The sequence below is a fragment of the Micromonospora inositola genome (assembly GCF_900090285.1).
Lineage (GTDB): Bacteria > Actinomycetota > Actinomycetes > Mycobacteriales > Micromonosporaceae > Micromonospora > Micromonospora inositola.
On record NZ_LT607754.1, the window covers coordinates 6,146,945 to 6,173,924 of the forward strand.

The 26,980-nt window shown below is 71.9% G+C and carries 20 protein-coding genes; 12 read left to right on the top strand and 8 right to left on the bottom strand.

Translation table 11 applies throughout. The features are described 5' to 3' along the window. The first annotated feature begins 122 nt into the window (after window positions 1–122). Window positions 123–2,636, top strand: coding sequence for a DEAD/DEAH box helicase (locus GA0070613_RS29360; RefSeq protein ID WP_089015247.1), 2,514 nt, complete (start codon window positions 123–125; stop codon window positions 2,634–2,636). Between the two features lie 120 nt (window positions 2,637–2,756). Continuing rightward, window positions 2,757–3,401, top strand: coding sequence for a hypothetical protein (locus GA0070613_RS29365; protein WP_089015248.1), 645 nt, complete (start codon window positions 2,757–2,759; stop codon window positions 3,399–3,401). A gap of 166 nt (window positions 3,402–3,567) precedes the next feature. Here the strand turns inward: GA0070613_RS29365 and GA0070613_RS29370 are convergent, their stop codons facing one another. From GA0070613_RS29370 to GA0070613_RS29385, 4 genes are read right to left on the bottom strand one after another with little or no spacing between them, the layout of a single operon-like run. Continuing rightward, on the bottom strand, window positions 3,568–4,512 hold the full coding sequence (locus GA0070613_RS29370) for an ABC transporter substrate-binding protein (RefSeq protein WP_089015249.1): 945 nt from the start codon (window positions 4,510–4,512) through the stop codon (window positions 3,568–3,570). After that, window positions 4,512–5,381 carry an ABC transporter ATP-binding protein gene (locus GA0070613_RS29375; RefSeq protein WP_089015250.1) on the bottom strand — a complete coding sequence of 290 codons (870 nt, stop codon included), beginning with the start codon at window positions 5,379–5,381 and terminating at the stop codon, window positions 4,512–4,514. The genes GA0070613_RS29370 and GA0070613_RS29375 overlap by 1 nt, the downstream gene beginning before the upstream one ends. Window positions 5,382–5,407: 26 nt before the next feature. Then, window positions 5,408–6,472 carry a FecCD family ABC transporter permease gene (locus GA0070613_RS29380; RefSeq protein WP_231929555.1) on the bottom strand — a complete coding sequence of 355 codons (1,065 nt, stop codon included), beginning with the start codon at window positions 6,470–6,472 and terminating at the stop codon, window positions 5,408–5,410. Then, window positions 6,469–7,515 (bottom strand): FecCD family ABC transporter permease, encoded by a 1,047-nt coding sequence (locus GA0070613_RS29385; protein ID WP_089015251.1) that lies wholly within the window; start codon window positions 7,513–7,515, stop codon window positions 6,469–6,471. The genes GA0070613_RS29380 and GA0070613_RS29385 overlap by 4 nt, the downstream gene beginning before the upstream one ends. 191 nt (window positions 7,516–7,706) lie before the next feature. On the opposite strand from GA0070613_RS29385, the gene GA0070613_RS29390 reads away from it, so the two are divergent. After that, window positions 7,707–8,066, top strand: coding sequence for a YciI family protein (locus GA0070613_RS29390; protein ID WP_089015252.1), 360 nt, complete (start codon window positions 7,707–7,709; stop codon window positions 8,064–8,066). 6 nt (window positions 8,067–8,072) lie between these two features. Here the strand turns inward: GA0070613_RS29390 and GA0070613_RS29395 are convergent, their stop codons facing one another. After that, a complete protein-coding gene (locus tag GA0070613_RS29395; RefSeq protein ID WP_231929556.1) occupies window positions 8,073–8,540 on the bottom strand; it encodes a cytidine deaminase family protein in 468 nt (155 codons plus the stop codon). Window positions 8,541–8,700: 160 nt separating this feature from the next. Here GA0070613_RS29395 and hrpA point away from each other — a divergent pair, with 160 nt between their 5' ends. Beyond that, window positions 8,701–12,741, top strand: coding sequence for an ATP-dependent RNA helicase HrpA (gene hrpA / locus GA0070613_RS29400; protein WP_089015254.1), 4,041 nt, complete (start codon window positions 8,701–8,703; stop codon window positions 12,739–12,741). On the opposite strand, the gene GA0070613_RS29405 is transcribed toward hrpA, so the two are convergent. Next, entirely contained in the window at window positions 12,708–13,961 is a 1,254-nt protein-coding gene (locus GA0070613_RS29405) for an MFS transporter (RefSeq protein ID WP_089015255.1), read from the bottom strand. The two genes, hrpA and GA0070613_RS29405, sit on opposite strands and share 34 nt — an antisense overlap. Before the next feature lie 371 nt (window positions 13,962–14,332). Between GA0070613_RS29405 and GA0070613_RS29410 the strand changes: the two genes are divergently transcribed. Then, a complete protein-coding gene (locus tag GA0070613_RS29410) occupies window positions 14,333–15,898 on the top strand; it encodes a Rieske 2Fe-2S domain-containing protein (protein ID WP_089015256.1) in 1,566 nt (521 codons plus the stop codon). 156 nt (window positions 15,899–16,054) lie between these two features. Here GA0070613_RS29410 and GA0070613_RS29415 read toward each other — a convergent pair whose 3' ends face one another. Next, the gene (locus tag GA0070613_RS29415; protein WP_089015257.1) at window positions 16,055–16,984 is read right to left on the bottom strand and encodes a LysR family transcriptional regulator; all 930 of its coding nucleotides are present in this window, start codon (window positions 16,982–16,984) and stop codon (window positions 16,055–16,057) included. A gap of 35 nt (window positions 16,985–17,019) precedes the next feature. On the opposite strand from GA0070613_RS29415, the gene GA0070613_RS29420 reads away from it, so the two are divergent. The 5 genes from GA0070613_RS29420 (at window position 17,020) to GA0070613_RS29440 (ending at window position 22,501) form a co-directional block, all read left to right on the top strand. Continuing rightward, window positions 17,020–17,751, top strand: coding sequence for a succinate dehydrogenase cytochrome b subunit (locus tag GA0070613_RS29420; RefSeq protein WP_172875920.1), 732 nt, complete (start codon window positions 17,020–17,022; stop codon window positions 17,749–17,751). A 1-nt stretch (window position 17,752) separates the two neighbouring features. Beyond that, the gene (locus GA0070613_RS29425) at window positions 17,753–19,690 is read left to right on the top strand and encodes a fumarate reductase/succinate dehydrogenase flavoprotein subunit (RefSeq protein WP_089015258.1); all 1,938 of its coding nucleotides are present in this window, start codon (window positions 17,753–17,755) and stop codon (window positions 19,688–19,690) included. After that, complete coding sequence (locus tag GA0070613_RS29430) at window positions 19,687–20,448, top strand: succinate dehydrogenase/fumarate reductase iron-sulfur subunit (RefSeq protein ID WP_089015259.1); 762 nt, start codon at window positions 19,687–19,689, stop codon at window positions 20,446–20,448. Before GA0070613_RS29425 ends, GA0070613_RS29430 begins: the two co-directional genes overlap by 4 nt. 321 nt (window positions 20,449–20,769) lie before the next feature. After that, the gene (locus GA0070613_RS29435) at window positions 20,770–21,309 is read left to right on the top strand and encodes a hypothetical protein (protein ID WP_172875921.1); all 540 of its coding nucleotides are present in this window, start codon (window positions 20,770–20,772) and stop codon (window positions 21,307–21,309) included. A 49-nt stretch (window positions 21,310–21,358) separates the two neighbouring features. Then, window positions 21,359–22,501, top strand: coding sequence for an MBL fold metallo-hydrolase (locus tag GA0070613_RS29440; RefSeq protein ID WP_089015261.1), 1,143 nt, complete (start codon window positions 21,359–21,361; stop codon window positions 22,499–22,501). Between the two features lie 24 nt (window positions 22,502–22,525). On the opposite strand, the gene GA0070613_RS29445 is transcribed toward GA0070613_RS29440, so the two are convergent. Continuing rightward, on the bottom strand, window positions 22,526–24,037 hold the full coding sequence (locus tag GA0070613_RS29445) for a deoxyguanosinetriphosphate triphosphohydrolase family protein (protein ID WP_089016271.1): 1,512 nt from the start codon (window positions 24,035–24,037) through the stop codon (window positions 22,526–22,528). A gap of 97 nt (window positions 24,038–24,134) precedes the next feature. Here GA0070613_RS29445 and GA0070613_RS29450 point away from each other — a divergent pair, with 97 nt between their 5' ends. Both GA0070613_RS29450 and GA0070613_RS32455 read left to right on the top strand, forming a co-directional pair. Next, window positions 24,135–26,540: a Tex family protein gene (locus tag GA0070613_RS29450; RefSeq protein WP_231929557.1), complete on the top strand. Its 2,406-nt coding sequence runs from the start codon at window positions 24,135–24,137 to the stop codon at window positions 26,538–26,540. A 96-nt stretch (window positions 26,541–26,636) separates the two neighbouring features. Then, window positions 26,637–26,819, top strand: a complete 183-nt coding sequence (locus GA0070613_RS32455; protein WP_172875922.1) for a sugar transferase — start codon at window positions 26,637–26,639, stop codon at window positions 26,817–26,819. The last annotated feature ends 161 nt before the right edge of the window (window positions 26,820–26,980 follow it).

Below are 26,980 nucleotides of genomic sequence, written 5' to 3' on the forward strand. Positions count from 1 at the left end.
CCCCTCGGGTGGTCGGCGCTAGGCGCGGATCGGGACGCGTGGGACGGACCGCGCGCCCGGCGGGCGCCGCGGACGCCCCGGTTGGCGCGGCGACCCATGATCCAGGCACCATGGGGGGCGATATGACGCTCACTGCCGCGCTGCCTCGAAGCGCCGACCCCGACACCCTCTTCGACGCGTTCGCCGGCTGGGCGAAGGAGCGCGGCCTCGACCTCTACCCCCACCAGGAGGAGGCGGTCATCGAAATCGTCTCCGGCGCGAACGTGATCATGAATACGCCGACCGGCTCGGGCAAGAGCCTGGTCGCGATCGCCGCCCACTTCGCCGCCCTGGCCGATGACCGGACCACCTTCTACACCGCGCCGATCAAGGCCCTGGTCTCGGAGAAGTTCTTCGCCCTCTGCGAGGTCTTCGGCGCGGAGAACGTCGGCATGCTCACCGGCGACGCCAGCGTCAACGCCGACGCCCCGATCATCTGCTGCACGGCGGAGATCCTGGCCAACCTCGCGCTGCGCGAGGGCGCCCGGGCCGACGTCGGCCAGGTGATCATGGACGAGTTCCACTTCTACGCCGAGCCGGACCGGGGCTGGGCCTGGCAGGTGCCGATCATCGAACTGCCGCAGGCGCAGTTCGTCCTGATGTCCGCCACCCTCGGCGACACCACCCGGTTCGTCGACGACCTCACCCGGCGCACCGGCCGGCCGACCGCCGTCGTCCGCTCGGCCGAGCGGCCGGTCCCGCTCCTCTTCTCATACGCGATGACCCCGCTGCACGAGACCCTGGAGGAGCTCCTCCAGACCAAGCAGGCCCCGGTGTACGTCGTGCACTTCACCCAGGCCGCCGCGCTGGAACGCGCCCAGGCGCTGATGAGCGTCAACGTCTGCACCCGGGCCGAGAAGGACATGATCGCGCAGGCGATCGGGAACTTCCGGTTCACCTCCGGCTTCGGCAAGACGCTGTCCCGGCTGGTCCGGCACGGCATCGGCGTGCACCACGCCGGCATGCTGCCCAAGTACCGCCGCCTGGTGGAGACCCTGGCCCAGGCCGGGCTGCTCAAGGTCATCTGCGGCACCGACACCCTGGGCGTCGGCATCAACGTGCCGATCCGCACCGTGCTCTTCACCGGCCTGTCCAAGTACGACGGGACGCGCACCCGGCTGCTCAAGGCCCGCGAGTTCCACCAGATCGCCGGCCGGGCCGGACGGGCCGGCTTCGACACCCTCGGCCGGGTCGTGGTGCAGGCCCCCGAGCACGTCATCGAGAACTCCAAGGCCCTGGCCAAGGCCGGCGACGACCCGAAGAAGCGCCGCAAGGTGGTCAAGAAGAAGCCGCCGGAGGGCTCGATCGGCTGGGGCGAGCCGACCTTCCAGCGCCTGGTCGAGGCCGAGCCGGAGCCGCTCACCTCCAGCTTCCAGGTCAGCCACTCGATGCTGCTCAACGTCATCGGCCGCCCCGGCGACGCGTTCGCCTCGATGCGGCACCTGCTCACCGACAACCACGAGGACCCGGCCGCCCAGCGCCGGCACATCCGCCGGGCCATCGCCATCTACCGGGCGCTCAAGGCCGGCGGCGTGGTCGAGCAGCTCGACGAGCCCGACGAGACCGGCCGCCGGGTCCGGCTCACCGTCGACCTCCAGCTCGACTTCGCGCTCAACCAGCCGCTCTCCCCCCTCGCCCTGGCGACGATCGAGCTGCTGGACCAGGAGTCCCCGTCGTACGCCCTCGACGTGCTCTCGGTGATCGAGTCGATCCTCGACGACCCGCGCCAGGTGCTCTCCGCGCAGCAGTTCAAGGCGCGCGGCGAGGCGGTCGCCGCGATGAAGGCCGAGGGCATCGAGTACGAGGCCCGGCTGGAGCTCCTCGACGAGGTGACCTGGCCCAAGCCCCTCGCCGAGCTGCTGGACGGCGCGTACGAGATGTACCGGCAGGGGCACCCCTGGGTCGCCGACCACCAGCTCTCCCCCAAGTCCGTCGTCCGGGACATGTACGAGCGGGCGATGACCTTCACCGAGTACGTGCAGTTCTACGGGCTGTCCCGGTCGGAGGGCCTGGTGCTGCGGTACCTCGCCGACGCATACAAGACGCTGCGGCAGACCGTGCCCGAGGACGCCAAGACCGAGGATCTGGTCGACCTCATCGAGTGGCTGGGCGAGCTGGTCCGCCAGGTCGACTCCAGCCTGATCGACGAGTGGGAGCGGCTGCGCAACCCGTCCGACGTGGCGGAGGTGGCCCAGGCCCACGCCGCCCTGGACGACCGGCCGCCGGCGGTCACCCGCAACACGCGGGCGTTCCGGGTGCTGGTGCGCAACGCGCTGTTCCGGCGGGTCGAGCTGGCCGCCCTGCGCCGCTGGGACCTGCTCGGCGAACTCGACGCCGGGGACGGCTGGGACGCCGACGCCTGGGCGGACGCGCTGGAGCCGTACTTCGAGTCGTACGACTCCATCGGGGTGGGGCCGGACGCGCGCGGGCCGGCGCTGCTCATGATCGAGCAGGGTCGGGACCGGTGGGCCGTCCGGCAGATCCTCGACGACCCGGAGGGTGACCACGACTGGGGCATCAGCGCGGAGGTCGATCTGGCCGCCTCCGACGAGGTGGGCGCCGCGGTCGTCCGGATCACCGCCGTCGGGCAGCTGTAGAAATTTCTCCGCGAGGGGCCGTCCGGTGCGTCCGGACGGCCCCTTTTGTGCCCTGGGCGATGTCAGGCCCGTCGATTAGAATGTATGTACTAATCGAGTTCCTGACCTGGGAGGATGCTCGTGACCGCGCCCATCTCCACCCCCCTGTCGCCGTACGCCACCCTCCTCGGCTTCACCCGGTACGTCGACCGCACCGGGCCCACCAAGGCCACCTTCGTCGGCGGCCTGCGCAAGCAGCGCGCGAGCCGGCACGGGTTCAACCCGCACGGCCAGTTCGTCAAGGCGCTCAAGGCCGACGTCGCGTTCCACACCGGCGGCACCCACCTCGCCCAGGTGGCCGACCTGGTCAAGCCCCGCTGGCGCCCGCTCTACCAGGCGCTCGTCCCCGGCGCCACGGCCTGGCTCCAGTCGCTCGGCGAGCCGGTGAATGTCGACCTCGCCCAGACCCGCGACGCCCTCGCGATGCTCGGCGACCTGCCCGTCAAGATCAATCCTCACTTCGGCGTCCGGTACGCCGACGGCCGCGCCGAGGCGGTCCGCCTGCACTTCGACGAGGCCCCGCCCAGCGAGGAGGCGACCCTAGCGACTCTGCACCTGATGGCCCGCCACATGGACGCGGTGCTCCCGCACGCCGAGCCGGTGCTGGTCGACGTCCGGCGCGGCAAGGCCCACCGCATGCCCGAGACAATCAAGCCCGAGCAGGTCGAGCAGTGGCTGGCCGGCGAGGCGGCGGCCTTCCGCGCCATCTGGTCCACCGCCGCCTGACCCCCCACACACAACGCCGGCCCACCGCCCGCCCGAACGGATGCACGGAGAAAGGACCCTCTCTCCGTGCATCCACCTGGGCGGACCGGCGGCGGGCGCCCGCCGCCGGCTCAGCCGACCGGGTCCGGGGCGAAGCGGGCGAGCGGGTTGGCCAGCGTCCCGACGATCAGGCGGCCAGGTACTTCTCCAGGTCGTCGAGGATCTTGTTGGCGGCGCCGACACCGATGCCGGTCATCCAGACCTCGTCGGAGACCACGTGGGCCTTGCCGGCCTTCACCGCGGGCAGACCCTGCCAGAGGGTGCCGCCGGTGACCTTGGCCTGCTCGGCGGCGGCCTTCTCGCCGTACGCCGTCACGAAGATGACATCGCCGTCGACCTCGTTGATCCGCTCGGGGCTGACCAGGTCGAAGCGCTTGTCCTCCTTGCCGTCGAGCCGCTGCCGCGCCGGACGGCCCAGCCCGGTGTCGCCGACCACGATGCCGGAGAACGAGTCCGGGCCGTACACCCGGATGTTGCCCGGGATGAAGCGCACGATGGAGACCTCCCGCGTGGCGGCGTCGCCGAGCTTCGCGCCGAAGTCCTTGGCCCGCTTCTCGTACGTGCCCAGCAGGTCACGGGCCTGCTGCTCCTTGCCGAGGGCCTTGCCGTCGAGGAGCAGGTTCTCCTTCCAGGTGATGCCGACCTTCTCGGTGAAGACGGTCGGGGCGATGGCGCTCAGCTCGTCGTAGAACTTCTCCTGGCGGAACTTGCTGCCCAGGATGAGGTCCGGCTTGAGCGCGGTGATCGCCTCCAGGTCGGGCTCGGTGAGCACCCCGACCTCCTTGATGCCGGCCAGCTTCTCCGCGCCGAAGTAGGTCGGCCAGCTCTTCGCCTCACCGGCGGTGGCGGCGCCCACCGGCGTGACCCCCAGCGAGAGCGCGGTGTCGATCTTGTCGGTGTCGAGCACCACGACCCGCTTCGGGTCCGCCGGGACCTTGGTGGTGCCCATGGCATGGGTGATCTCCCGGGTCTCCCCGGTGGCCGCACCCGGGGCCGGGTCGCTCTCACCGCAGGCGGTGAGACCGACGCCGAGAGTCAGGGCCGCGGTGAGGGCGGCGGCGAGACGACGCATCAGATTCCTTTCGACGGGTACGAGTCGACGCGCGGGGAGTCCGCGTCGGCGACGGAGGGGCGCGCCGCCGGGGCGGTCGGGCGCGCCAGGGACGGGCTGGTCAGGGCCGGCACCACGAGCGGCGCGCCGGTCACCGGGCAGGGCACGACCACGCAGTCGAGCCCGAAGACGTCGCGGACCAGGTCGGCGGTGAGGATCTCGCGCGGCGGGCCGGCGGCCACCACCCCGCCCTCGCGCATGGCGATCAGGTGGTCGGCGTACCGGGCGGCCTGGTTGAGGTCGTGCAGCACGGCGACCACGGTCCGGCCGCGTTCGGCGCGCAGCCGGTGCAGCAGGTCCAGCACCTCCACCTGGTGGGCCAGGTCGAGGAAGGTGGTCGGCTCGTCCAGCAGCAGCGCCTCGGTGTCCTGGGCGAGGGTCATCGCGATCCAGACCCGCTGCCGCTGCCCGCCGGAGAGGGTGTCCACCGGACGGTCGGCGAGCCCGGCGACGTCGGCCTGGGCCATCGCCCGGTCGACGGCGGCGAAGTCCTGCTCCGACCACTGCCGCCACCACCGCTGGTACGGCTGCCGGCCTCGGCCGACCAGGTCCGCCACGGTGACCCCCTCGGGCACCAGCGGGCTCTGCGGCAGCACGCCGAGACGGCGGGCGACCTCCCGGGTGGGCAGCTCCCGGATCGCCGTGCCGTCCAGCAGCACGGCGCCGCGGCGCGGAGTGAGCAGCCGGGCCATGGTCCGCAGCAGCGTGGACTTGCCGCAGGCGTTCGGCCCGACGATGACGGTGAACGCGTCCGTGGGCAGGTCCACGTCGAGCCCGTCCAGCACGGTCCGCTCGTCGTAGCCGACGGTCAGGTCGCGGGTCGAGAGCATCGCGCCTCGGGTGTCAGGGGTGCGGTTCACGCGGACCTCCGCCGACGTCGGACCAGCAGGAACATCAGGTACGGACCGCCGATGGCGGCGGTGAGCACGCCCGCCGGCAGTTGGGTGGGGGCGAAGAGCCGCCGGCCGGCCAGGTCGGCCAGCACCAGCAGCAGCGCGCCGACCAGGGCGGCGCAGACCAGCGGAGGCCGCTCGGCGCGGACCAGTCGGCGGGCCACCTGCGGGGCGACCAGCGCGACGAAGTCGACCGCGCCGACCTGGGCGGTGACGGTGGCGGCCAGCACGACGCCGGTGACGGCCAGGCCGACCCGCCGGGCCACCGGGCGCAGCCCGATCCCCCGGGCGGTGTCGTCGTCCAGCGCGGTGCCGTTGAGCGCCCACCCGGCCCAGGCCAGCACCGGCAGCAGGACGGCCAGGGTCAGCGCGATCCACGACGTCTCGGACCAGCCCCGGCCGGCCAGGGTGCCGATCAGCCAGATCTGCGCCCGCAGCCCGTCGATCGGGTCGGCGGAGAGCATGACCACCTCGGTCAGCGCCCGCAGGGCGAACGCGACGGCCACCCCGGCCAGCACGAACCGCTGGGCGGCCAGGCCGTGCCGGGCGCCGAGGGCGAGCAGCAGCAGCGCGGCGGCCAGCCCGCCGAGCAGCGCCGCCGGGGCGACCAGCACGGCGGCGGCGCCGGTGGTGATCGCGACGGTGGCGGCCAGGCCCGCGCCCTGGGTGATGCCGATGACGTCGGGGCTGGCCAGGGGGTTGCGAGCCACGCTCTGGATGAGCGTGCCGGCGATCCCGAAGGCCGCCCCGGCCGTCGCGGCCAGCACGATCCGGGGCAGCCGCAGGTCGCGCACCACGAGGTCGTACGGGGTGCCGGCCCCCGACAGCGACCGCAGCACGTCGGCCGGGGCGACGTACGGGGTGCCGAGGGAGAGGCTGAGCACTACGGCGGCGGCGAGCAGCACGGCCGTCACGGCGGCGACGAGCACCGCGCGGCGGCGGACCTGCACACTGACCGGTCCGAGCCGCAGGAGCGACCGGCCGGGCAGCCCGGCGTACGTCGGGCGGGACGACTCGACGGCGGTCACGCGGTCATCACCTTCGCCCGGCGGACCAGGTACGCCAGCAGCGGGGCGCCGACCAGCGCGGTGACGATCCCGGCCGGCACCTCGCCGGGCGGGGCGACCAGCCGGCCGACGACGTCGGCGCCGAGCAGCAGGGCGGGCCCGAGCAGGGCGGAGATCGCCAGGGTCCACCGGTGGTCGGCGCCGACCAGTGCCCGGGCCAGGTGCGGCACGGCGAGCCCGACGAAGGCGATCGGCCCGGCGGCGGCCACGGCGGCGCCGGTGAGCAGCACGGCGGCGGCGCCGCCGCCGAGGCGTACCAGGCCGATCCGGTGGCCGAGGCCGCGGGCGACGTCGTCGCCGAGGGCGAGCGCGTCGAGGCCCCGGGCGACCAGCGCGGCCAGCGCCAGCCCGGCGAGGACGAACGGCAGCACCTGTCCGGCGACGCCGACGTCCCGGCCGGTCAGCCCGCCGACCACCCAGAAGCGGTACTCCTCGAAGGTGCGCGCGTCGATGCTGAGCATGGCGTACACCCCGGCGGCGAGACTGGCGTCGAGGGCCGCGCCGACCAGCGCGAGGGTGACCGGGCTGGCGCCCTCGCGGGTGCCGCTGGCGACGGCGAGGACGAGCAGGCCGGCGGCGAGCGCGCCGGCGACGGCGAACCAGACGTACCCGGCGAGGCTGGCGACGCCGAAGACCGCGATGGCGAGCACCACGCCGAACGAGGCGCCGGCGCTGATGCCGAGAATCCGCGGTTCGGCGAGGGGGTTGCGGGTGAGCGCCTGGAAGAGCACCCCGGCGACGGCGAGCGCGAGCCCGACGGTCAACCCCAGGGCCGTACGCGGCAGGCGCAGCTCCCGGACGATGGTGGTGGCCTCGCCGCCGTCCGGGGCGGTGAGCGCCTGCCACACCTGGTCGACGGCGAGCGGGCGGCTGCCGAGGGCGAGGCTGGCCAGCAGGGCAACGGCCAGCAGCAGGGCCGCCGTCGCGGCGACGGCCGCCCGGCGGCCGGACCGCCGGCGGCTCGGGACGCCGGCACGGTCGGGTCGGGTGGCGACGGTGGTCACGGCAGCACTCCGCCCCTCTCGGCTTAGGATCGCCTTACCTTAGCCGATCGGGTTAGGTGTACCTAACTCGGATTCGTCGATGCGGCGTCGCCCCTCGGCCGGCGGCGCGCCGGACAATGGACGCCGCCCGGACGGGGCCGCTACCGGCAACAGGCGGACAATCCGGGTGTTCTCGCCCCTACGCTGGCGGCATGCGATTCGACCAGCACACCGTCGTCCTCCTGGCCCGTCCGTCGGATCCGCCCGAGCTGCCGCTGGACGCGATCGACCGCCTTCAGGACGCGCACCTGGCGCACCAGGCCGGCCTGGCGGAGCAGGGCGCGCTCCTCGCCGCCGGCCCGCTCCTCGGCGCCGACGACGAACGGCTGCGCGGCTTCGCCGTGCTCTCGGTGGACCCGGAGATGGCCCGCGAGCTGTACGCCAACGACCCGGCCGTCCGGGCCGGACGGCTGGTCGCGCAGGTGATGAGCTGGATGGTGCCGGAGGGCAACCTGCGCTTCGAGGACGTGCCGGTCCCCCGGTCGATGCTGGAGGCGGCGTCCGGAGACTGACCGGGGTCAGTCCTCCGCGGCCGGGCGGCTGCCCGGCACGACGGGCATCGGCCACACCCCGGTCCGCGGCACCGTCGCCAGCTCCACCTGCTGGTCGGCCCAGACGTACGTCTCGGGCAGCAGGTCGGCCACCGGGACCGCGCGCAGCCCGTCCGCCGGGCCGACGATCACCTTGATCGACGGGAAGTAGTCGAGCAGCACCTGCCGGCAGCGGCCGCACGGCGGGATGACGCCCCGGCCCCGGTCCCCCACCGCGACGATGGTCTCCAGCTCGGTCACGCCCTGGGTGGCGGCGGCGCCGATCGCCACCACCTCGGCACACGGTCCACCGGTGAAGTGGTAGACGTTCACGCCGGTGAAGACCCGCCCGTCGGCGCTGCGCGCGGCGGCGGCGACGGTGTGGTTCTCGCTGCGGCAGCGCAGCTTGGCGACGGCGGTGGCCGCCTGCACGAGCGCCCGGTCCGTGTCCCGCATGATCATCCCGTCCCGTCGAGCGATGTCGGTCGGCGGCCACTCTAGTGCGACGACCGGCACCGAACTCGGAGGGCGCGCGCGGAGCCGGTCCCGGACGACGCCGGCGGGGGCGGTAACCCGGCGGCGGTTCGGCGCGGGGCTGCCTATTCTTGGCGACGACATGCAGAATCCAGCCGTACCCGCCGCGCCCGACACTGTTCGCGAGCTGCACCGCCGCCTCCCCACCCTGATGTTCCGCGACCAGCGCCGGCTGCAGCGCCGGCTGGACGGGGTCCGGAAGCTGCGCGACCCGCAGCGCCGGGAGGCCGCGCTCGCCGAGATCGACGCCGACGTCACGCGCGCCGAGGCGCGGCTGGCGATCCGGCGCGCCGCCGTTCCGGTGATCACCTACCCGGCGCAACTACCGGTCAGCGAGCGCAAGGACGACATCGCCGCCGCCATCCGCGACCACCAGGTGGTGATCGTGGCCGGCGAGACCGGCTCCGGCAAGACCACCCAGCTGCCCAAGATCTGCCTGGAGCTGGGGCGCGGGGTGAACGGACTGATCGGGCACACCCAGCCACGCCGGCTCGCCGCGCGTACGGTCGCCGACCGGATCGCCGAGGAGCTCGGCACCGAGCTGGGCGACGTGGTGGGCTACAAGGTCCGCTTCACCGATCAGGTGGGCGACAACAGCCTGGTCAAGCTGATGACCGACGGCATCCTCCTGGCCGAGCTGCAGACCGACCGGATGCTGCGCCAGTACGACACGCTGATCATCGACGAGGCGCACGAGCGCAGCCTCAACATCGACTTCATCCTGGGCTACCTCAGGCAGCTCCTCCCCCGCCGACCGGACCTCAAGGTGATCATCACCTCGGCGACCATCGAGACCGACCGCTTCGCCCGGCACTTCGCCGGGCCGCCGACCGAGGAGGCGCCGGACGGCGTGCCCGCGCCGGTCGTCGAGGTGTCCGGGCGGACCTACCCGGTCGAGGTGCGGTACCGGCCGCTGGTCGAGGTCAGCGAGGCCGAGGAGGACGAGGCCGACGAGGCCGACGAGGAGAACGTCCGCGACCAGATCCAGGCCATCGGCGACGCGGTCGAGGAGCTGGCCGCCGAGGGGCCCGGCGACATCCTGGTCTTCCTCAGCGGCGAGCGGGAGATCCGGGACACCGCCGACGCGCTCGGCAAGCTGGTGCAGAAGAAGCGGTCGCTGCTCGGCACCGAGATCCTGCCGCTGTACGCCCGCCTCTCCACCGCCGAGCAGCACCGGGTCTTCGCCCCGCACGCCGGACGCCGGGTGGTGCTCGCCACCAACGTCGCGGAGACCTCACTGACCGTCCCCGGCATCAAGTACGTGGTCGACCCGGGCACGGCGCGGATCTCCCGCTACTCGAGCCGGCTCAAGGTGCAGCGGCTGCCCATCGAGCCGGTCTCGCAGGCCTCGGCCAACCAGCGCAAGGGCCGCTGCGGTCGTACCTCGGACGGCATCTGCATCCGCCTCTACGACGAGCAGGACTTCCTCTCCCGCCCCGGGTTCACCGATCCGGAGATCGTGCGGACCAACCTCGCCTCGGTCATCCTCCAGATGACCTCGATCGGGCTGGGCGACATCGGCGCCTTCCCGTTCATCGACCCGCCGGACCGGCGCAACGTCACCGACGGCGTGAACCTGCTGCACGAGCTGGGCGCGCTGGACCCGACCGAGAGCGACCCGGCGAAGCGCCTCACCCCGCTGGGCCGGCGGCTCGCCCAGCTCCCGGTAGACCCCCGACTGGCCCGGATGGTGCTGGAGGGTGAGCGCAACGGCTGCGCCACCGAGGTGATGGTGATCGCCGCCGCGCTCTCCATCCAGGATCCGCGGGAGCGGCCGGCGGAGAAGCAGGCTCAGGCCGACCAGGCGCACGCCCGGTTCGCCGACAAGGAATCCGACTTCGTCGCGTTCCTGAACCTCTGGCGCTACCTGCGGGAGCAGCAGCGGGCGCTGTCGTCCAGCGCGTTCCGCCGGATGTGCAAGGCGGAATACCTGAACTACCTGCGGGTCCGCGAGTGGCAGGACATCGTCAGCCAGTTGCGCCAGGTGATACGTACCCCCGAAGGAGGGCGACCGGCGCGCGACGCCGACGGCGCCCGGCGCGGCCCGGCCGCGGACCTGCCGGAGGAGATCGACACCCCGAAGGTGCACCAGTCGCTGCTCCCCGGCCTGTTGTCGCACGTCGGGCTGAAGGACGCGCAGAAGCACGAGTATCTGGGCGCCCGGGGGGCGAAGTTCGCGCTCTTCCCCGGCTCGGCGCTGTTCAAGAAGCCGCCGCGCTGGGTGATGGCGGCCGAGCTGGTGGAGACCTCCCGGCTCTGGGGCCGGGTGAACGGCCGGATCGAGCCCGAGTGGGTCGAACCGCTCGCCCAGCACCTGGTGAAGCGCAGCTACAGCGAGCCGCACTGGGAGAAGAAGCAGGCCGCGGTGATGGCCTACGAGAAGGTCACCCTGTACGGCATCCCGCTGGTCACCTCCCGCAAGGTCAACTTCGGCCGGATCGACCCGGCGCTGTCCCGGGAGCTGTTCATCCGGCACGCCCTGGTGGAGGGCGACTGGCAGACCCACCACCAGTTCTGGCGGGACAACCAGCGGCTCCTGGCCGAGATCGAGGAGCTGGAGAGCCGGGCCCGGCGGCGGGACATCCTGGTCGACGACGAGACGATCTTCGGCTTCTACGACGAGCGGATCCCCGCCGACGTGGTCTCCGGGCGGCACTTCGACTCGTGGTGGAAGCCGACCCGCCGGGAGCGGCCCGACCTGCTCACCTTCACCCGCGAGCTGCTGGTGAACGCCGGCCGGGGCGGGGTGGACGAGGCCGACTACCCGGACGAGTGGCAGGCCGACGGGGTGGCGCTGCCGCTGACCTACCGCTTCGAGCCGGGCACCCCCACCGACGGCGTGACGGTCGACATCCCGCTGCCGATGCTCAACCAGGTGCCGGCGGAGAGCTTCGACTGGCAGGTGCCGGGGCTGCGCGAGGAGCTGGTGGTCGCGCTGATCCGGTCGCTGCCCAAGGCGGTCCGTCGCAACTTCGTGCCGGTGCCGGACTATGCCCGGGCGGCCCTGGCCGCGATGCCGGCCGGCGAGGAGCCGCTGCTCGACGCGCTCACCCGGCAGCTGCGCCGGATGACCGGGGTGACCGTGCCCCGGGACGCCTGGGACGTGGCCAAGCTGCCGCCGCACCTGCGGGTGACGTTCCGGGTGCTCGGCGAGGACGACACGCCGGTCGCCGAGGGCAAGGACCTGCCGGCCCTGCAACGCGAGCTCCGCCAGGAGGTACGCCAGGTCGTCGCCGCCGCCGCGCCGGACGTGGCCCGGACCGGCCTGACCCAGTGGAGCATCGGCGCCCTGCCGCGCACCATCGAGCAGGTCCGCGCCGGCTACGCGGTGACCGCGTACCCGGCCCTGGTCGACGAGGGCGCCACGGTCGGGGTGAAGGTCTTCGACTCCGAGGCCGAGCAGGCCGCCGCGCACTGGGCGGGCAGCCGCCGGCTGCTGCGGCTGACCGTCCCGTCGCCGGCGAAGTTCCTTCAGGGGCGGCTGTCGAACGAGGCGAAGCTGGCGCTGAGCCGCAACCCGCACGGCGGCGTGCAGGAACTGATCGAGGACGCGGCGGGCGCGGCCATCGACAAGCTGATCGCCGACGCGGGCGGCCCGGCCTGGGACGCCGAGGGCTTCGCCGCGCTGCGCGACAAGGTCCGCGCCGACCTGGTGGACACCGTGGTCGAGGTGATGGACCGGGTCCGCAGGGTGCTCGCCGCCGCCTACGCGGTGGAGCAGCGGCTCGGCGCGACCCGGAACCTGGCCGTGGTGGCCGCCCTCGCCGACATCCGCAACCAGCTCTCCGGCCTGGTGCACAAGGGCTTCATCACCGAGGCCGGATACGCCCGCCTGCCCGACCTGCTGCGCTACCTCACCGCGATCGAGCGCCGGCTGGACCGGCTGCCCGGCAACCCGCAGCGGGACAAACAGCAGCAGGACCGGATCGCCGTGGTGCAGAAGGAGTACGCGGACATGCTCGCCGCGCTGCCGCCGAGCCGCCGGCAGTCCGCGGCGGTCCCGCAGATCCGCTGGATGATCGAGGAGCTGCGGGTGAACGTCTTCGCCCAGGGCCTCGGCACCCCGTACCCGGTGTCCGAGCAGCGGATCTACCGGGCGATGGACGACGCCGAGGCACGCTGACCGGGGGGCATGCCGTCCGGATCAGCTGAGCTCGCCCCGCGAAGCGCCACGTACAGCAGCAGAGCGGAGAGGGCGGTCAGGACGGGCGCCACGGCGAAACCGGTGGTCAGTCCGACGTGGTCGGCGAGAAGGCCCAGCAGGAACGGGGCGCCGAGGACCAGCACCCCGCCGAGCAGCTGGACGAGGGCGTTGGCAGCGTCGGTGTCGTCCGGGGCCGCGGCCAGGGTCAGGGCGAGGGCCAACGGGAACTGGTTGGCGATGCCCAGACCTGTGACGAAGAGACCGAGCAGGGCGGGAACGACGCCCCCGGGAAGCCACAGGGCAGCCAGACCGGCGAGGGTGACCGCCAGGGACAACCCCATCAGAAAGGCAGCGCGCCCGGGACGGCGGGTGAGACGAGCACCGGCGAGCCGACCCAGCAGGATGCCCGCGTAGAACACCGTCATGGCTGTCGCCGCGGTGGAGGTGGAGAACCCTCTGGCGGCGCTCAACAGCTCCGCGCCGAAGTACACGACGCAGAACTCGACCCCGATGCCGACCGCCACCAGCAGAGCCAGCAACCGACAGACCACGGAGAGCCCGGCGCGGCGTCCGCCCCGCTGCGCGGCGGGTGGGCGCGGCACTGACGGGAACGGCTGGTGCCGGTGCACGACGGCCAGGGCGACCAGGATGACGGCGGGGAGAGCCATGGCAACCCGCCAGGTGCTGGTGAGCGCATGGCTCATTCCGAGGGCCAGCGGAGCGACGACGGCGCAGAGGCCGGCCCCGATGTTCATCTCGACCAGTGCCTGGTCTCGTCGCGGGCCATGATGGTCGGCGACCAGCGACTGGGTGGTGGTCTGCACGGTGGTGCCGGCAAAGCCCATGACGAGTGCGCCCAGCATGGTGAGCTGGATGCTCTGGGTGGTGGTGAACAGGGCGGCGCCTGCGGTGGTCACCAGTGCCGACCGCCACAGCACCGCACGGCGGCCCATCCTCGCCGCCAACCGGGCGAAAGCGGCTCCCGACAGCACGGAACCGGCTGCCCAGAGCGCCGAGTAGACGCTGAGCACGGTGTAGGAGAAGTGGAGTTCCTGGCGAAGCAGCGCAAGGGCCGGACCAAAGGCGTACAGCCAGAAGGTGTAGGCACCGAGGGCGCTGTAGGTCAGCAGCGTCAGCCCGTCCCGCACGAAGACGTCGCCGTCGGCCCGCAGGGTGGACCTTCGCGCGTTCTGTCCCATACCTGCGGGAAGGTCCTTCCGGTCGGAGAGGGGTCCCACCGACCTCCGGTGGCCGTGCGACTGTAGCCGGCCGCCGCTCGGCGAAGAATCCACGTCAGGTGGTACCGCCAGCCGGCGGAGGACGGCCCCCTGACCCTCGGCGCGAGGTGACTCACCCCGCAGCCTCAAAACGCCTGAAACCGCACAATGTACGCGTCTGGTGCATTACGCTTCCTCGACGAAGCCCGGGCGACTACGAGGCTGGTCCGCCAGCTCGCACCAAGCGCCTGGCCAGCGAACAGGCCCCTTCGTAAGCGGGTCGATCCCCGGGAACGACAGGCTGGTCAAGGGCGTGGGAAACAGCTATGACATGTCGAACGGAGCGGCAACGGATGCAGATCACTTATCTCGGGCATGCCGGGTTCTGCGTGGAGACTTCTCAGTCGATTGTCGTCATGGATCCCTGGATGTCCCCGACCGGAGCTTTCGACTCGGCGTGGTTCCAGTTCCCTTGCAATCATCATCTCGCCGCCCTCGTTCAGGAAAAGCTCCAGGACACGACGAAGCACCGGTACCTCTACATCAGCCACGAGCACAAGGACCACTTCGATCTGCCGTTCCTGAACAGCCTCCCGGCGCGGGACTTCACGCTCATCGTTCCGCACTACCGCCGTCCGGCGATCCGTGAACTGCTGGCGGACTACCAGTGCAACGGCCTCATCGCCTGCCACGACGGTCAGGAAATCCCGATTGCCGGCGGCAGGGTGACGCTCTATCTGGACGACTCCGAGTTGGACCGCGACTCCGCGATCCTCGTGACGGCCGATGGCCACAGCTTCCTGAACATGAACGACTGCAAAATCCACGACCGCCTGCCGGAGATCCGGCAGAACGCGGGCGACATCGACGTCTTCGCGTGCCAGTTCTCGGGAGCGACGTGGCATCCCACCTGCTACGAGTACTCGGAGGAGACCTACCGCAGGATCTCGCGCAAGAAGATGATGAGCAAGTTCGAGGCCACGGCGAAGGCGATCGAAGTCGTCGAGCCTCGGATGTTTCTGCCGTCAGCAGGTCCGGCGGTCTTCCTCGACCCCCTGCTGTCCCATCTCAACTTCGAGGAGGTGAACACCTTCCCACGTGCCCCCCGGTTCCTGTCCTATCTCGACAAGAGGCTCAGGAGGTCGCACCAGGCTGAGATCCCCGACATCATGCCGGGGGATGTCGTCGACGTGGCCACGGCATCCCTGGTCCACCTGGCCCCCGATCGGGTGAACGAGGACAACTACGAGAGCTACATGCGGGCATACGTCGCCCGATACGAGGGCTTCTTCCGTGCGCGCCGCTACGTCGACGCACCCGGCGGCAGTGACCTTGTCCTGAAGCGCCTGCAGGGGGAACTCGAGCGCAAGCTCGATGCGTTCACGCTACGGGAGCGGATCGACAGGATCCTGTACGTAGGGCTCCTTGACCGCCCACGGAAGCTCCTGCGGGTTGATTTCTGCAGCGGGTGCGTCGATCCGGTCGACACAATCGACGAAAAAGACAACTACTATTCGATGTCAGCCCCGTCGTGGGAGATCGAGCGGGTGCTTGACGGGCGGCTGAGCTGGGAAGACTTTTCACTGACGTTCCGGATGCGCCTGAGCCGCGAACCGGACATCTACCAAACCCTCGTTCACGGCTTCCTCATCATGGAGTCCGAGGATCTCAACCACTTCTGCGCGCGCCTGCTCGATCTGGAAGCAAGTACCGAGCGGATCATCGTCGAGGCCCAGGGGTGCCGGTACTCCGTCAACAGGTTCTGCCCGCATCAAGGAGCCGATCTGGCCCAGGGTTGGATAGAGGAGGACCGGTATCTCGTATGCGCGAGGCACCGCTGGCGGTTCGATCTGCTCGACGGTGGCCAGGCCGACACGAGTTCCCACACGATCGAGGCGATCGGGCTGGAAGACTCCTGATGCACGTGGCCGACGTCCGCACCAGACGACGCATCGTCAAACGCGCCATCTCCAAATGCCAGGCCCGCGGACCGAACATCGACCGAACCAGCTACAAAGCCAACATCAACATCCTCTTGACACCGACCTGCCCTGCCTAACTGAACGGCGTTGGGACTAGAGCGGCTCCACCCCGGGCGGCAGGTCGTCGCTGCCGGTGGCGTCGTGGACGTACTCGAGCAGGATCCGCCGCAGTTCGCGGCCGGCGTGGGTGGGGACCACGTCCTTGCGGCGGGCCACCGCGATGGTCCGTCGTACGCCCGGCGGGGCGAGCCGGGTGACCCGGATGCCGGGCCGGCGGGCGACCACGATCCCGGGCACCAGGGCGGCGCCGAGCCCTGCCTCGACGAAGCTGAGCACGGCGTCCATCTCCCCGCCGTCGACCGAGAACGTCGGTTCGAAGCCGGCCTCCCGGCAGGCCTGGAGGGTGGCGTCGCGCAGGTCGTAGCCCTCGCGGAACATGACGAGGGGCTGGTCGCGCAGGTCGGTGATGCGCACCTCGCCGGTGCCCGAGGTGGCCGGCAGCGGGTCCACCGAGGCGACCACCAGGCTCTCCCGCAGGATCGGGTCGGCGCGCAGGCCGGGATCGGTGCCCGCCGCCGGCATGATGATCAGGGCCAGGTCGAGGTCGCCGCGGACCAGGTCGCGGACCAGGTCCTGCGAGCCGCCCTCCTCCACCCGGAGGTCGACGGTGGGGTGGGCGTCGCGGAACCGGCGCAGCACCGGCGGGGCGAGCGAGGTGGCCAGGCTGGGGGTGGCGCCGAGCCGCACCCGGCCCCGGCGCAGCCCGACCAACTCCTGCACCTCCCGGGTGGCCGTGTCGACGTCGGCGAGGATCCGCTTGGCCAGCGGGAGCAGCACCTCGCCCGCGGCGGTGAGGGCGATGTTGCCCCTTACCCGTTCGAAGAGCGGGGCCCCGAGGTCGGTCTCCAGGGCGTGAATTTGCTTACTCAACGAGGGCTGGGTTATGCCTACCAGGTCGGCGGCTTGGGTGAAATGTCGTACTTCTGCGACCGCGGCGAAGTACCGGAGCTGATGGAGCTGCATCTACATAGCCTACGGCTATCAAGACTGCGAGGTCGATGCATTGGACGACTGATCAAACTGCTCCTAGCGTCGATCGCGTGGTAATCACGAAAACTCGGTCGCCCATCCGCTCCAGCGTCGGTCTCAAGGCCGTCATGGCGGTGACGGGCATTCTCCTGGTGCTGTTCCTGATCGCACACATGCTCGGCAACCTGAAGGTGTTCACGGGGGAGACCTCGTTCGACCACTACGCGCACTGGCTGCGCGACATCGGCACGCCGCTGCTCCCCTCGACCTGGTACCTGTGGATCCAGCGGACCGTGCTGACCGTCGCCGTGCTGGCCCACATCGGCGCCGCGACCGTGCTCGCGATGCGCGCCCGCGCCGCCCGCCCGGTCCGGTACGCGCACCGCAAGAAGGTGCGGGGCAGCTACGCGGCCCGGACGATGCGCTGGGGTGGGGTGATCATCCTGCTCTTCGTGATCTACCACATCCTGGACCTGACCACCGGTCACCTGAACCCCCAGGGCGACGCCAGCAACCCGTACGGCAACGTGGTCGCCGACTTCGCCCCGGAGCGCTGGTACGTCACTCTCTTCTACGTCCTGGCGATCGTCACGCTCGGCTTCCACCTGCGCCACGGCGCCTTCAGCGCGTTCCGCAGCCTGGGCCAGCAGACCCCGAAGGGTGAGCGCCGGGCGCGGACCGCGGCGCTGGTCTTCGCCGTCGTCCTCTGCGCCGGCTACCTGGTGGTTCCGTTCGCCGTACTCACCGGATTGGTGTCCTGACATGGATCTCTACACGGAAGGCGACCCGATCGCCGACGCCAAGGCTCCCGAGGGCCCGATCGAGACCCGCTGGGACCGCCGCCGCTTCGAGGCCAAGCTGGTCAACCCGGCGAACCGCCGCAAGATGACCGTGATCGTGGTCGGCACCGGCCTGGCCGGCGGCTCGGCCGCGGCGACCCTGGCCGAGCAGGGCTACCAGGTCAAGTCCTACTGCTACCAGGACAGCCCGCGCCGGGCCCACTCGATCGCCGCGCAGGGTGGCATCAACGCGGCCAAGAACTACCGCAACGACGGCGACTCGGTGCACCGGCTCTTCTACGACACCGTCAAGGGCGGCGACTTCCGCTCCCGGGAGTCGAACGTGCACCGGCTGGCCGAGGTCTCGGTCAACATCATCGACCAGTGCGTCGCCCAGGGCGTGCCGTTCGCCCGCGAGTACGGCGGCCTGCTGGACACCCGCTCCTTCGGCGGCGCGCAGGTGCAGCGCACCTTCTACGCCCGGGGCCAGACGGGCCAGCAACTGCTGCTCGGCGCGTACCAGGCGCTGGAGCGGCAGATCGGCCTCGGCAACGTGGAGATGAACGCCCGGCACGAGATGCTGGAGCTGATCATCGTCGACGGCAAGGCCCGGGGCATCGTCGTCCGGGACCTGGTCACCGGCGAGATCACCACCGAGATGGCCGACGCGGTCGTGCTCGCCTCCGGCGGTTACGGCAACGTCTTCTACCTCTCCACCAACGCCAAGGGCTGCAACGTCACCGCCACCTGGCGGGCGCACCGCAAGGGCGCGTACTTCGCCAACCCCTGCTACACGCAGATCCACCCGACCTGCATCCCGGTCTCCGGCGACCACCAGTCGAAGCTGACCCTGATGAGCGAGTCGCTGCGCAACGACGGCCGGGTCTGGGTGCCGAAGGCCAAGGGCGACGACCGCAACCCGAAGGACATCCCCGAGGACGAGCGGGACTACTACCTGGAGCGGATCTACCCCGCCTTCGGCAACCTGGTCCCCCGCGACATCGCCTCCCGCGCCGCGAAGAACGTCTGCGACTCCGGCCGTGGCGTCGGGCCGACCAAGCTCGGCGTCTACCTCGACTTCGGCGACGCGATCAACCGGCTCGGCCGCAAGGCGATCGAGGCCAAGTACGGCAACCTCTTCGAGATGTACGAGCGGATCACCGGCGAGGACCCGTACGAGGTCCCGATGCGGATCTACCCGGCCGTGCACTACACGATGGGCGGCCTCTGGGTCGACTACGACCTGCAGTCGACCATCCCGGGCCTGTTCGTGATCGGCGAGGCGAACTTCTCCGACCACGGCGCGAACCGGCTCGGCGCCTCGGCGCTGATGCAGGGCCTCGCCGACGGCTACTTCGTGCTGCCCAGCACCATCGCCAACTACCTGGCCTCCGGGCCGTTCGACAAGGTCGCGGCCAGCCACCCGGCAGTGGTGGAGGCGCGGGCGGACGTCGAGGACCGGATCCAGCGGCTGCTGGCCGTCAACGGCGACCGGACGGTGGACTCGTTCCACCGGGAGCTGGGCCAGATCATGTGGGAGCACTGCGGCATGGAGCGCAGTGACGCCGGTCTGCGCAAGGCGATCGACGAGATCCGGGCGCTGCGCGAGCAGTTCTGGCAGCGGGTCCGGGTCCCGGGCGACGGGGAGGGCCTCAACCAGTCGCTGGAGAAGGCCGGCCGGGTGGCCGACTTCTTCGAGCTGGCGGAGTTGATGTGCATCGACGCCCTGCACCGCGAGGAGTCCTGCGGTGGCCACTTCCGGGCCGAGCACCAGACCCCCGACGGTGAGGCGCAGCGCGACGACGAGCACTTCGCGTACGCGGCGGCCTGGGAGTACACCGGCAGCGGCGAGCCGTCCGTGCTGCACAAGGAAGACCTGAAGTTCGAATACGTCCACCCCACGCAGCGGAGCTACAAGTGAACCTGACCCTGCGCATCTGGCGCCAGTCCGGCCCTGAGGACAAGGGTCGGATGGTGACCTACCAGGTCGACGACGTCTCCCCGGACATGTCGTTCCTGGAGATGCTCGACGTGCTCAACGAGCGGCTGATCCTCGCCGGCGAGGAGCCGGTGGCGTTCGACCACGACTGCCGCGAGGGCATCTGCGGCATGTGCGGCCTGATGATCAACGGCGACGCGCACGGGCCGCAGCGCGGCACCACCGCCTGCCAGCTGCACATGCGGCAGTTCTCCGATGGCGAAACGATCGACATCGAGCCGTGGCGGGCCCGCGCCTTCCCGGTCATCAAGGACCTGGTGGTCAACCGGAACGCCTTCGACAAGATCATCGCCGCCGGTGGGTACATCACCGCGCCGACCGGCAGCGCCCCGGAGGCGCACTCCACGCCGGTGGCCAAGGCCAACGCGGACGCCGCCTTCGAGTCGGCCGCCTGCATCGGCTGCGGCGCCTGCGTGGCGGCCTGCCCGAACGGCTCCGGCATGCTCTTCACCGCCGCCAAGGTCACCCAGCTCTCGCTGCTGCCCCAGGGCCAGCCGGAGCGGTACACCCGGGTGATCGGCATGGTCGACGCGCACGACGAGGCCGGCTTCGGCGGCTGCACCAATGCCGGTGAGTGCACCGTGGTCTGCCCGAAGGGCATTCCGCTGAACACCATCGGCCGGCTCAACCGCGACTACCTCGCAGCCACCGCCAAGCGCGGCGACACCCCGGGCTCCTGAGGCCGCGGCGGGTCCGCCCGCCCCACCCCCACCGACCGCCGTACCCCGCCCGGGGTGCGGCGGTCGGCCGCTTTCCGGGTACGCGCACCGCGCGGCGGCCGACGACATCCCCCCGACACGCTACGAACCTGATGACGTCAACGTCATCACGCTGGCCGGAGCGTCCTCGCCGCGCCACCGGGGGTGAGTCGTCTGCGTCATCAGGTTCGTAGCGCCCACCCGGCTTCCTGTCCGCCGTGCCGCGGCGCCGGCGGGCGCCGGTTCAAGCGTCCCAGCGCGGGTAGCAGTCCGATGGACGGCACGAAGAGGGGACATTCGGGGATGAAGGTGCTGACGTGGCAGGGCAAGCGTGACGTCCGGGTCGAGGACGTCCCGGACCCCCGGATCGAGGAGCCGACCGACGCGATCGGGCGCGGCCCGGACGCGGTGATCGACGCCGTCGGCATGGAGGCGCACGGCGCGCCGCTGGGCAAGGTCGCGCAGACCGCCGCCGGGCTGCTGCCCGACAAGCTGGCGCGGACCATGACCGACAAGGCCGGCGTCGACCGCCTCGTCGTGCTGCACGCGGCGCTGAAATCGGTCCGCCGGGGCGGCACAGTCTCCATCTCCGGCGTGTACGGCGGCGAGCAGGACCCGATGCCGCTGATGGAGATGTTCGACCGGGGCATCCAGCTGCGGATGGGGCAGTGCCACGTGAGGCGCTGGGTGGACGAGATCACGCCGCTGCTCGCCGGCGACGACGACCCACTCGGCGTCGAGGACCTGCGCACCCACCGGATGCCGCTGGAGCAGGCGCCGCAGGCGTACGAGATGTTCCAGAAGAAGCAGGACGGCTGCGTGAACGTCGTGCTCGCGCCGTGACCCGGACGGTGGCTACCGTGTACTGCGGGACACGGCGGAGGGGACGACGATGGGTGAGACAGCGGATCGGGCGGTGGAGCGGGCGCTCGGCCGCCGACTGTGGCGGATGGCCGGGGTGGCGGCGCTGGCCGGGGTGGCCTGGGTGGGGCGCGACGTGCCGGCGCAGCTCGGCGGCCGGCTCACCGGCGCTCGGGCGGAGCGGGCGGCCCGCTCACCCCAGTTCCGCGACGGCACCTTCCACAACCCGACGAGCACCCGCACGATGGTCGCCGACCCGGGCCGCAACCTGGTCAAGGAGCTGATCTTCGGCAAGCAGAAGCGGCGGCCCGACGGTGGGGTGCCGCTGCTGCGCCCGTCCGCCGCGCCCCCCGCCGACCCGGCCCGGGAGCTCAACGTCGTCTGGTACGGCCACGCCTCGGCGCTGATCGAGATCGAGGGGCGCCGGGTGCTGCTCGACCCGGTCTGGAGCGACCGGTGCTCCCCGTCAACCCGGGTCGGCCCGCGCCGGATCCACGAGCCCCCGGTACGCCTCGACGAGCTGCCCCCGCTGGACGCCATCCTCATCTCCCACGACCACTACGACCACCTGGACCTGGAGACGGTGCGGGGGCTGCTGGCCCACCAGTCGGCGCCGTTCCTGGTGCCGCTCGGCGTCGGTGCCCACCTCGACCGGTGGGGCGTGCCCGAGGAGCGGATCGTCGAGCTGGACTGGTCGGAGAGCCATCAGATCGGCGACCTGACCGTCACGGCCACCGCCGCCCAGCACTTCTCCGGCCGGGGGCTGCGCCGCGACGGCACGCTCTGGAGCTCCTGGGTGGTGGCCGGCGCGCACCGCCGGGTCTTCTACACCGGCGACTCCGGCTACTTCGACGGGTATGCCGAGATCGGCGCCGAGCACGGTCCGTTCGACGTCACGCTGATGCAGATCGGCGCGTACGACCGGGCCTGGCCGAGCATCCACATGTTCCCGGAGGAGGCGGTCGCCGCCCACCTCGACCTGGGCGGCGGGCTGTTCATCCCGGTGCACTGGGCGACGTTCAACCTGGCCCTGCACGACTGGGCCGAGCCGGTGAACCGGCTCTGGGTGGAGGCGAAGGCCCGGGACGTCCGGCTGGCGGTGCCGCGGCCCGGCGAACGGGTGGTGGTGGACGAGCCGCCGGCCGTGGACGGCTGGTGGCAGGCGATCGCCTGAGCGGTCCGGCCGGGGCCCGGTGGCCTACAGCACGAAGGCGTCCGTCCAGAGGGCGCCGGAGCGGCCGGAGAGGGCGTCCAGCAGCGCCACCGCCTGGCCGTCGGTGAGCTGCGCGACGAAGTCGACGATGGCCCGGCCGCGGGCCCGGCCGATCCGGTCCGGGGTACGCGGGTGCAGCTCCGCCTCGGCCAGCTCGACCAGGTCGTGCAGCCGGCGGGGCAGCCGGGACTCCTCCTCCGGGTCGAGCAGCCACTCCCACAGCGCCTCCACCAGCGTGCCGAGCAGCCGAGCCTGCCCCCGCTGGTGCAGGGCCAGGTCGGGGCGGGCCAGCACGAACCGGTGGTGGACGAACTTGAGCACCTGCACCTCGTGCCACTGCGCCTTGGCCAGCAGCACGTACCCGGAGCGCATGTTGGGCTCCGGGGTGACGGTGATCGACTCGACGAACCGGGTGGACCAGCGGGCGGAGAAGCGGGCCACGTACTGCTCCGCCTCGATCGAGCCGTCGAAGGGCAGCGCGAGCAGCCCCTCCACCAGCTCCTCGCGGACGTGCTCGACCGCGGCGGCGAACGCGTCGTCGTCGGCGATCCACGCGTCCTTGCGGTGCAGCTGCCGGCGCAGCCGTTCGATCGCCGAGCCGGGGCGGCGCGCCGCGGTGGCCAGCGCGGCGTCGGTGATCGCCCGGAAGTGCCCGCACTCCCGCTGCCAGGCCATCAGCTCCGCGGCCACCGTGCCCTGCTGGAGCACCCCGACCCGGTAGAAGTCCTCCACGTCGTGGATGGCGTACGCGATGTCGTCGGCGGTGTCCATGATGGACGCCTCGGGGGTCTGCTGCCAGCCCGGGATCCGCCCGGCGAACGGCTCGCGGGCCTGCCGCAGGTCGTCCACCTCGGTCCGGTACGCGCCGAACTTCGACGACCCGCTCTCCGGGTCGTCCGGTGGCGGGGTGGCGCCCCGGGGCGCCGGGCCGAGGTGGCGCGGGTGCGGGTCCGGGTGGTCGAGCCGGGTCCACGGGTACTTCAGCATGGCCGCCCGCACCGCGGCGGTGAGGTCCAGCCCGGTGGTCGCCGCGCCCCGGATCTCGGTGCTGGTCACGATGCGGTACGACTGCGCGTTGCCCTCGAAACCGTCGGCCAGGCCGAGCCGCTGGCGGGCCAGCCGGTCCAGCACCCGCTCCCCCAGGTGCCCGAAGGGCGGGTGGCCGAGGTCGTGGGCGAGCGCGGCGGCCTCCACCACGTCCGGGTCGCAGCCCCCCAGCTTCTCCAGCAGGACGCGGTGCTCCGCGTCGGCGGTGAGCCGTTCGGCGACCGCGCGGGCCACCTGGGCCACCTTCAGGCTGTGGGTGAGCCGGTTGTGCACCAGCAGGCCGGACCCGCCCGGGCTGACCACCTGGGTCACCCCGTTCAGCCGGGCGAAGAAGGGCGAGGCCACGATCCGGTCCCGGTCGGCCCGGAACGGGCTGGCGGCCAGGTCGCCGAGGGCCCGGGCGCTGCCCCCGAAGAGTCGCCGCGCCCGCGGGTCGGCAGGTGGTTCCATGATCGCCACGCTAGCGCAGCCGGCGGGGGCGGCGGCAGTCGTCCGGGCGGACCGGCACAATGCTCAGCGGAACCCACCCGAAAAGGCGGATCAGATCGTGACCCAGTCTGTGCACCAGCGGATCGCCGACGAGCTCGGCGTCGCCGAACGGCAGGTACGAGCGGCCGTGGAGCTGCTCGACGGCGGCGCCACCGTGCCGTTCATCGCCCGCTACCGCAAGGAGGCCACCGGCCTACTCGACGACGCCCAGCTGCGCACCCTGGAGGAGCGGCTGCGCTACCTGCGCGAGCTGGACGAGCGGCGCGCCGCGGTGCTGGAGTCCATCCGGAGCCAGGGCAAGCTCGACGAGGCCCTGGCAGCCCAGATCATGGCGGCCGACTCGAAGTCCCGGCTGGAGGACATCTACCTGCCGTACAAGCCGAAGCGGCGGACCCGGGCGCAGATCGCCCGCGAGGCCGGGCTGGAGCCCCTCGCCGACACGCTGCTGGCCGACCCGGCGCAGGACCCGCGCGCGACCGCGGCCGGCTTCGTCGACGCGGAGCGGGGCGTCGCGGACGCCGCGGCCGCCCTCGACGGGGCGCGGGCCATCCTCGTCGAGCGGTTCGCCGAGGACGCCGACCTGATCGGCACGCTGCGCGAGCAGATGTGGTCGCGGGGCCGGCTCGTCTCCCGGGTACGCGAGGGCCAGGAGGCCGCCGGCGCCAAGTTCGCCGACTACTTCGACTTCGCCGAGCCGTACACCCGGCTCCCCTCGCATCGGATCCTGGCCATGTTCCGGGGCGAGAAGGAGGGCGTGCTCGACCTGACCATGGCCCCGGAGTCCGAGGGCGACGCCGACGCCCTGCCGACCGGCCCCAGCCGGTACGAGGCCGCGGTCGCCGGCCGGTTCCGCGTCAGCGACCAGGGGCGGCCCGCCGACCGGTGGCTGGCCGACACGGTGCGCTGGGCCTGGCGTACCCGGATCCTCATCCACCTGGGCGCGGACCTGCGGACGCGGCTCTGGCAGGCGGCCGAGGAGGAGGCGGTCCGGGTCTTCGCCACCAACCTGCGCGACCTGCTGCTCGCCGCGCCCGCCGGTTCCCGCCCCACCATGGGCCTCGACCCGGGCCTGCGGACCGGCGTGAAGGTGGCCGTGGTGGACGCTACCGGCAAAGTGGTCGCCACCGACACGATCTACCCGCACGAACCCCGCCGGCAGTGGGACGCGTCCATCGAGACCCTGGCCAAGCTGGCCGGGGCGCACGGGGTCGACCTGATCGCCATCGGCAACGGCACCGCCAGCCGGGAGACCGACAAGCTGGCCGGTGACCTGATCAAGCGGTACCCGCAGCTCAACCTCACCAAGGTGGTGGTCTCCGAGGCCGGCGCGTCGGTCTACTCCGCCTCCGCGTACGCCTCGCAGGAGCTGCCCGGGCTGGACGTGTCGCTGCGCGGCGCGGTCTCCATCGCCCGCCGCCTCCAGGATCCGCTGGCCGAACTGGTCAAGATCGACCCGCGCTCGATCGGCGTCGGGCAGTACCAGCACGACCTCTCCGAGGTGAAGCTCTCCCGCTCGCTGGACGCGGTGGTCGAGGACTGCGTCAACGGGGTGGGGGTGGACGTCAACACCGCGTCTGCTCCGCTGCTGACCCGGGTCTCCGGCATCGGCGCCGGGCTGGCCGAGAACATCGTGCTGCACCGGGACGCCAACGGGCCGTTCCGCACCCGGTCGGAACTGAAGAAGGTGGCCCGGCTCGGCCCGAAGGCCTTCGAGCAGTGTGCCGGCTTCCTCCGGATCCCCGGCGGCGACGACCCGCTGGACTCCTCCAGCGTGCATCCCGAGGCGTACCCGGTGGTGCGGCGGATACTGGCCAGCACCGGGCAGGACCTGCGCTCGCTGATCGGGAAGTCGGCCATCCTGCGTGGGCTGAAGGCGACCGACTTCGTCGACGACACGTTCGGCCTGCCCACCGTCACCGACATTCTGCGCGAGCTGGAGAAGCCGGGCCGGGACCCGCGGCCGGCGTTCAAGACCGCCACCTTCGCCGAGGGCGTGGAGAAGATCAGCGACCTGGTCCCCGGCATGCTGCTGGAGGGGGTGGTCACCAACGTGGCGGCCTTCGGCGCGTTCGTGGACGTCGGGGTGCACCAGGACGGCCTGGTGCACGTCTCGGCGATGTCGAACACCTTCGTCAAGGACCCGCGGGACGTGGTGAAGTCCGGCGACGTGGTCCGGGTCAAGGTGCTCGACGTCGACGTGCCGCGCAAGCGGATCTCGCTGACCCTGCGGCTGGAGGACGAGAAGCCGTCGGGAGTTGGACGGCCAGGGTCCGACGGCGGGCGCAGCGAGCGCGGCGGCGGCCGGGGCGGCCGCGACGGCGGCACCGGCCGAGGCGGCGCGGGCGGTGGTCGGGGCGACCGCGGCGGAGCCCGGGGAGCCCAGCGTCAGGGTCGCGGCGGAGCTACGCCAGCCCCGGCCAACGGCGCGGTGGCCGACGCCCTGCGCCGGGCCGGGCTGGCCTGACACATTCCGGCCAGCCAGCATCCAACGACGACGGGCGACGGCCCCGGGACCACGACCGTGGCACCCGGGGCCGTCGCCCGAAAGGGACCGGCTGAGGTGCGGCCCGGATTGACGGGTCGGGCCCAGCTACGCGGTCGCAACTCGCTCAGCTGGGAGGAGAATTTCGCCTACCACGTGCGGTACATCGACACCCGCTGTCTCCGACTCGATCTGCGCATCCTGCTGGATTACACCGTCCGAACCGGTCGGTACAACGGCCTTCTCGAAGATCGACCCTGATCGGCCCACTCCAGTCGCACGCCCCGCGGACCGCCTGTTTCGCGGCCCCGCTGGCGCCCCGTGCCGGTGCCGGCGGGCACCAGGTGGTGAGGCAGGCATGGAGCCACCGGCCACAGAGGCTCCGAAATGCTCACTTCCAGCCAATAAAAGGTGAAATCTGA

Coding starts and splice junctions, on each gene's coding strand:
- hrpA (WP_089015254.1), top strand. CDS start 8,701: ATGCAGAATCCAGCCGTACCCGCCGCGCCCGACACTGTTCGCGAGCTG.
- GA0070613_RS29420 (WP_172875920.1), top strand. CDS start 17,020: ATGCATTGGACGACTGATCAAACTGCTCCTAGCGTCGATCGCGTGGTA.
- GA0070613_RS29440 (WP_089015261.1), top strand. CDS start 21,359: ATGGGTGAGACAGCGGATCGGGCGGTGGAGCGGGCGCTCGGCCGCCGA.
- GA0070613_RS29410 (WP_089015256.1), top strand. CDS start 14,333: ATGCAGATCACTTATCTCGGGCATGCCGGGTTCTGCGTGGAGACTTCT.
- GA0070613_RS29390 (WP_089015252.1), top strand. CDS start 7,707: ATGCGATTCGACCAGCACACCGTCGTCCTCCTGGCCCGTCCGTCGGAT.
- GA0070613_RS29425 (WP_089015258.1), top strand. CDS start 17,753: ATGGATCTCTACACGGAAGGCGACCCGATCGCCGACGCCAAGGCTCCC.
- GA0070613_RS29445 (WP_089016271.1), bottom strand. CDS start 24,037: ATGGAACCACCTGCCGACCCGCGGGCGCGGCGACTCTTCGGGGGCAGC.
- GA0070613_RS29435 (WP_172875921.1), top strand. CDS start 20,770: ATGAAGGTGCTGACGTGGCAGGGCAAGCGTGACGTCCGGGTCGAGGAC.
- GA0070613_RS29370 (WP_089015249.1), bottom strand. CDS start 4,512: ATGCGTCGTCTCGCCGCCGCCCTCACCGCGGCCCTGACTCTCGGCGTC.
- GA0070613_RS29395 (WP_231929556.1), bottom strand. CDS start 8,540: ATGCGGGACACGGACCGGGCGCTCGTGCAGGCGGCCACCGCCGTCGCC.
- GA0070613_RS29415 (WP_089015257.1), bottom strand. CDS start 16,984: ATGCAGCTCCATCAGCTCCGGTACTTCGCCGCGGTCGCAGAAGTACGA.
- GA0070613_RS29405 (WP_089015255.1), bottom strand. CDS start 13,961: ATGGGACAGAACGCGCGAAGGTCCACCCTGCGGGCCGACGGCGACGTC.
- GA0070613_RS29360 (WP_089015247.1), top strand. CDS start 123: ATGACGCTCACTGCCGCGCTGCCTCGAAGCGCCGACCCCGACACCCTC.
- GA0070613_RS29375 (WP_089015250.1), bottom strand. CDS start 5,381: ATGCTCTCGACCCGCGACCTGACCGTCGGCTACGACGAGCGGACCGTG.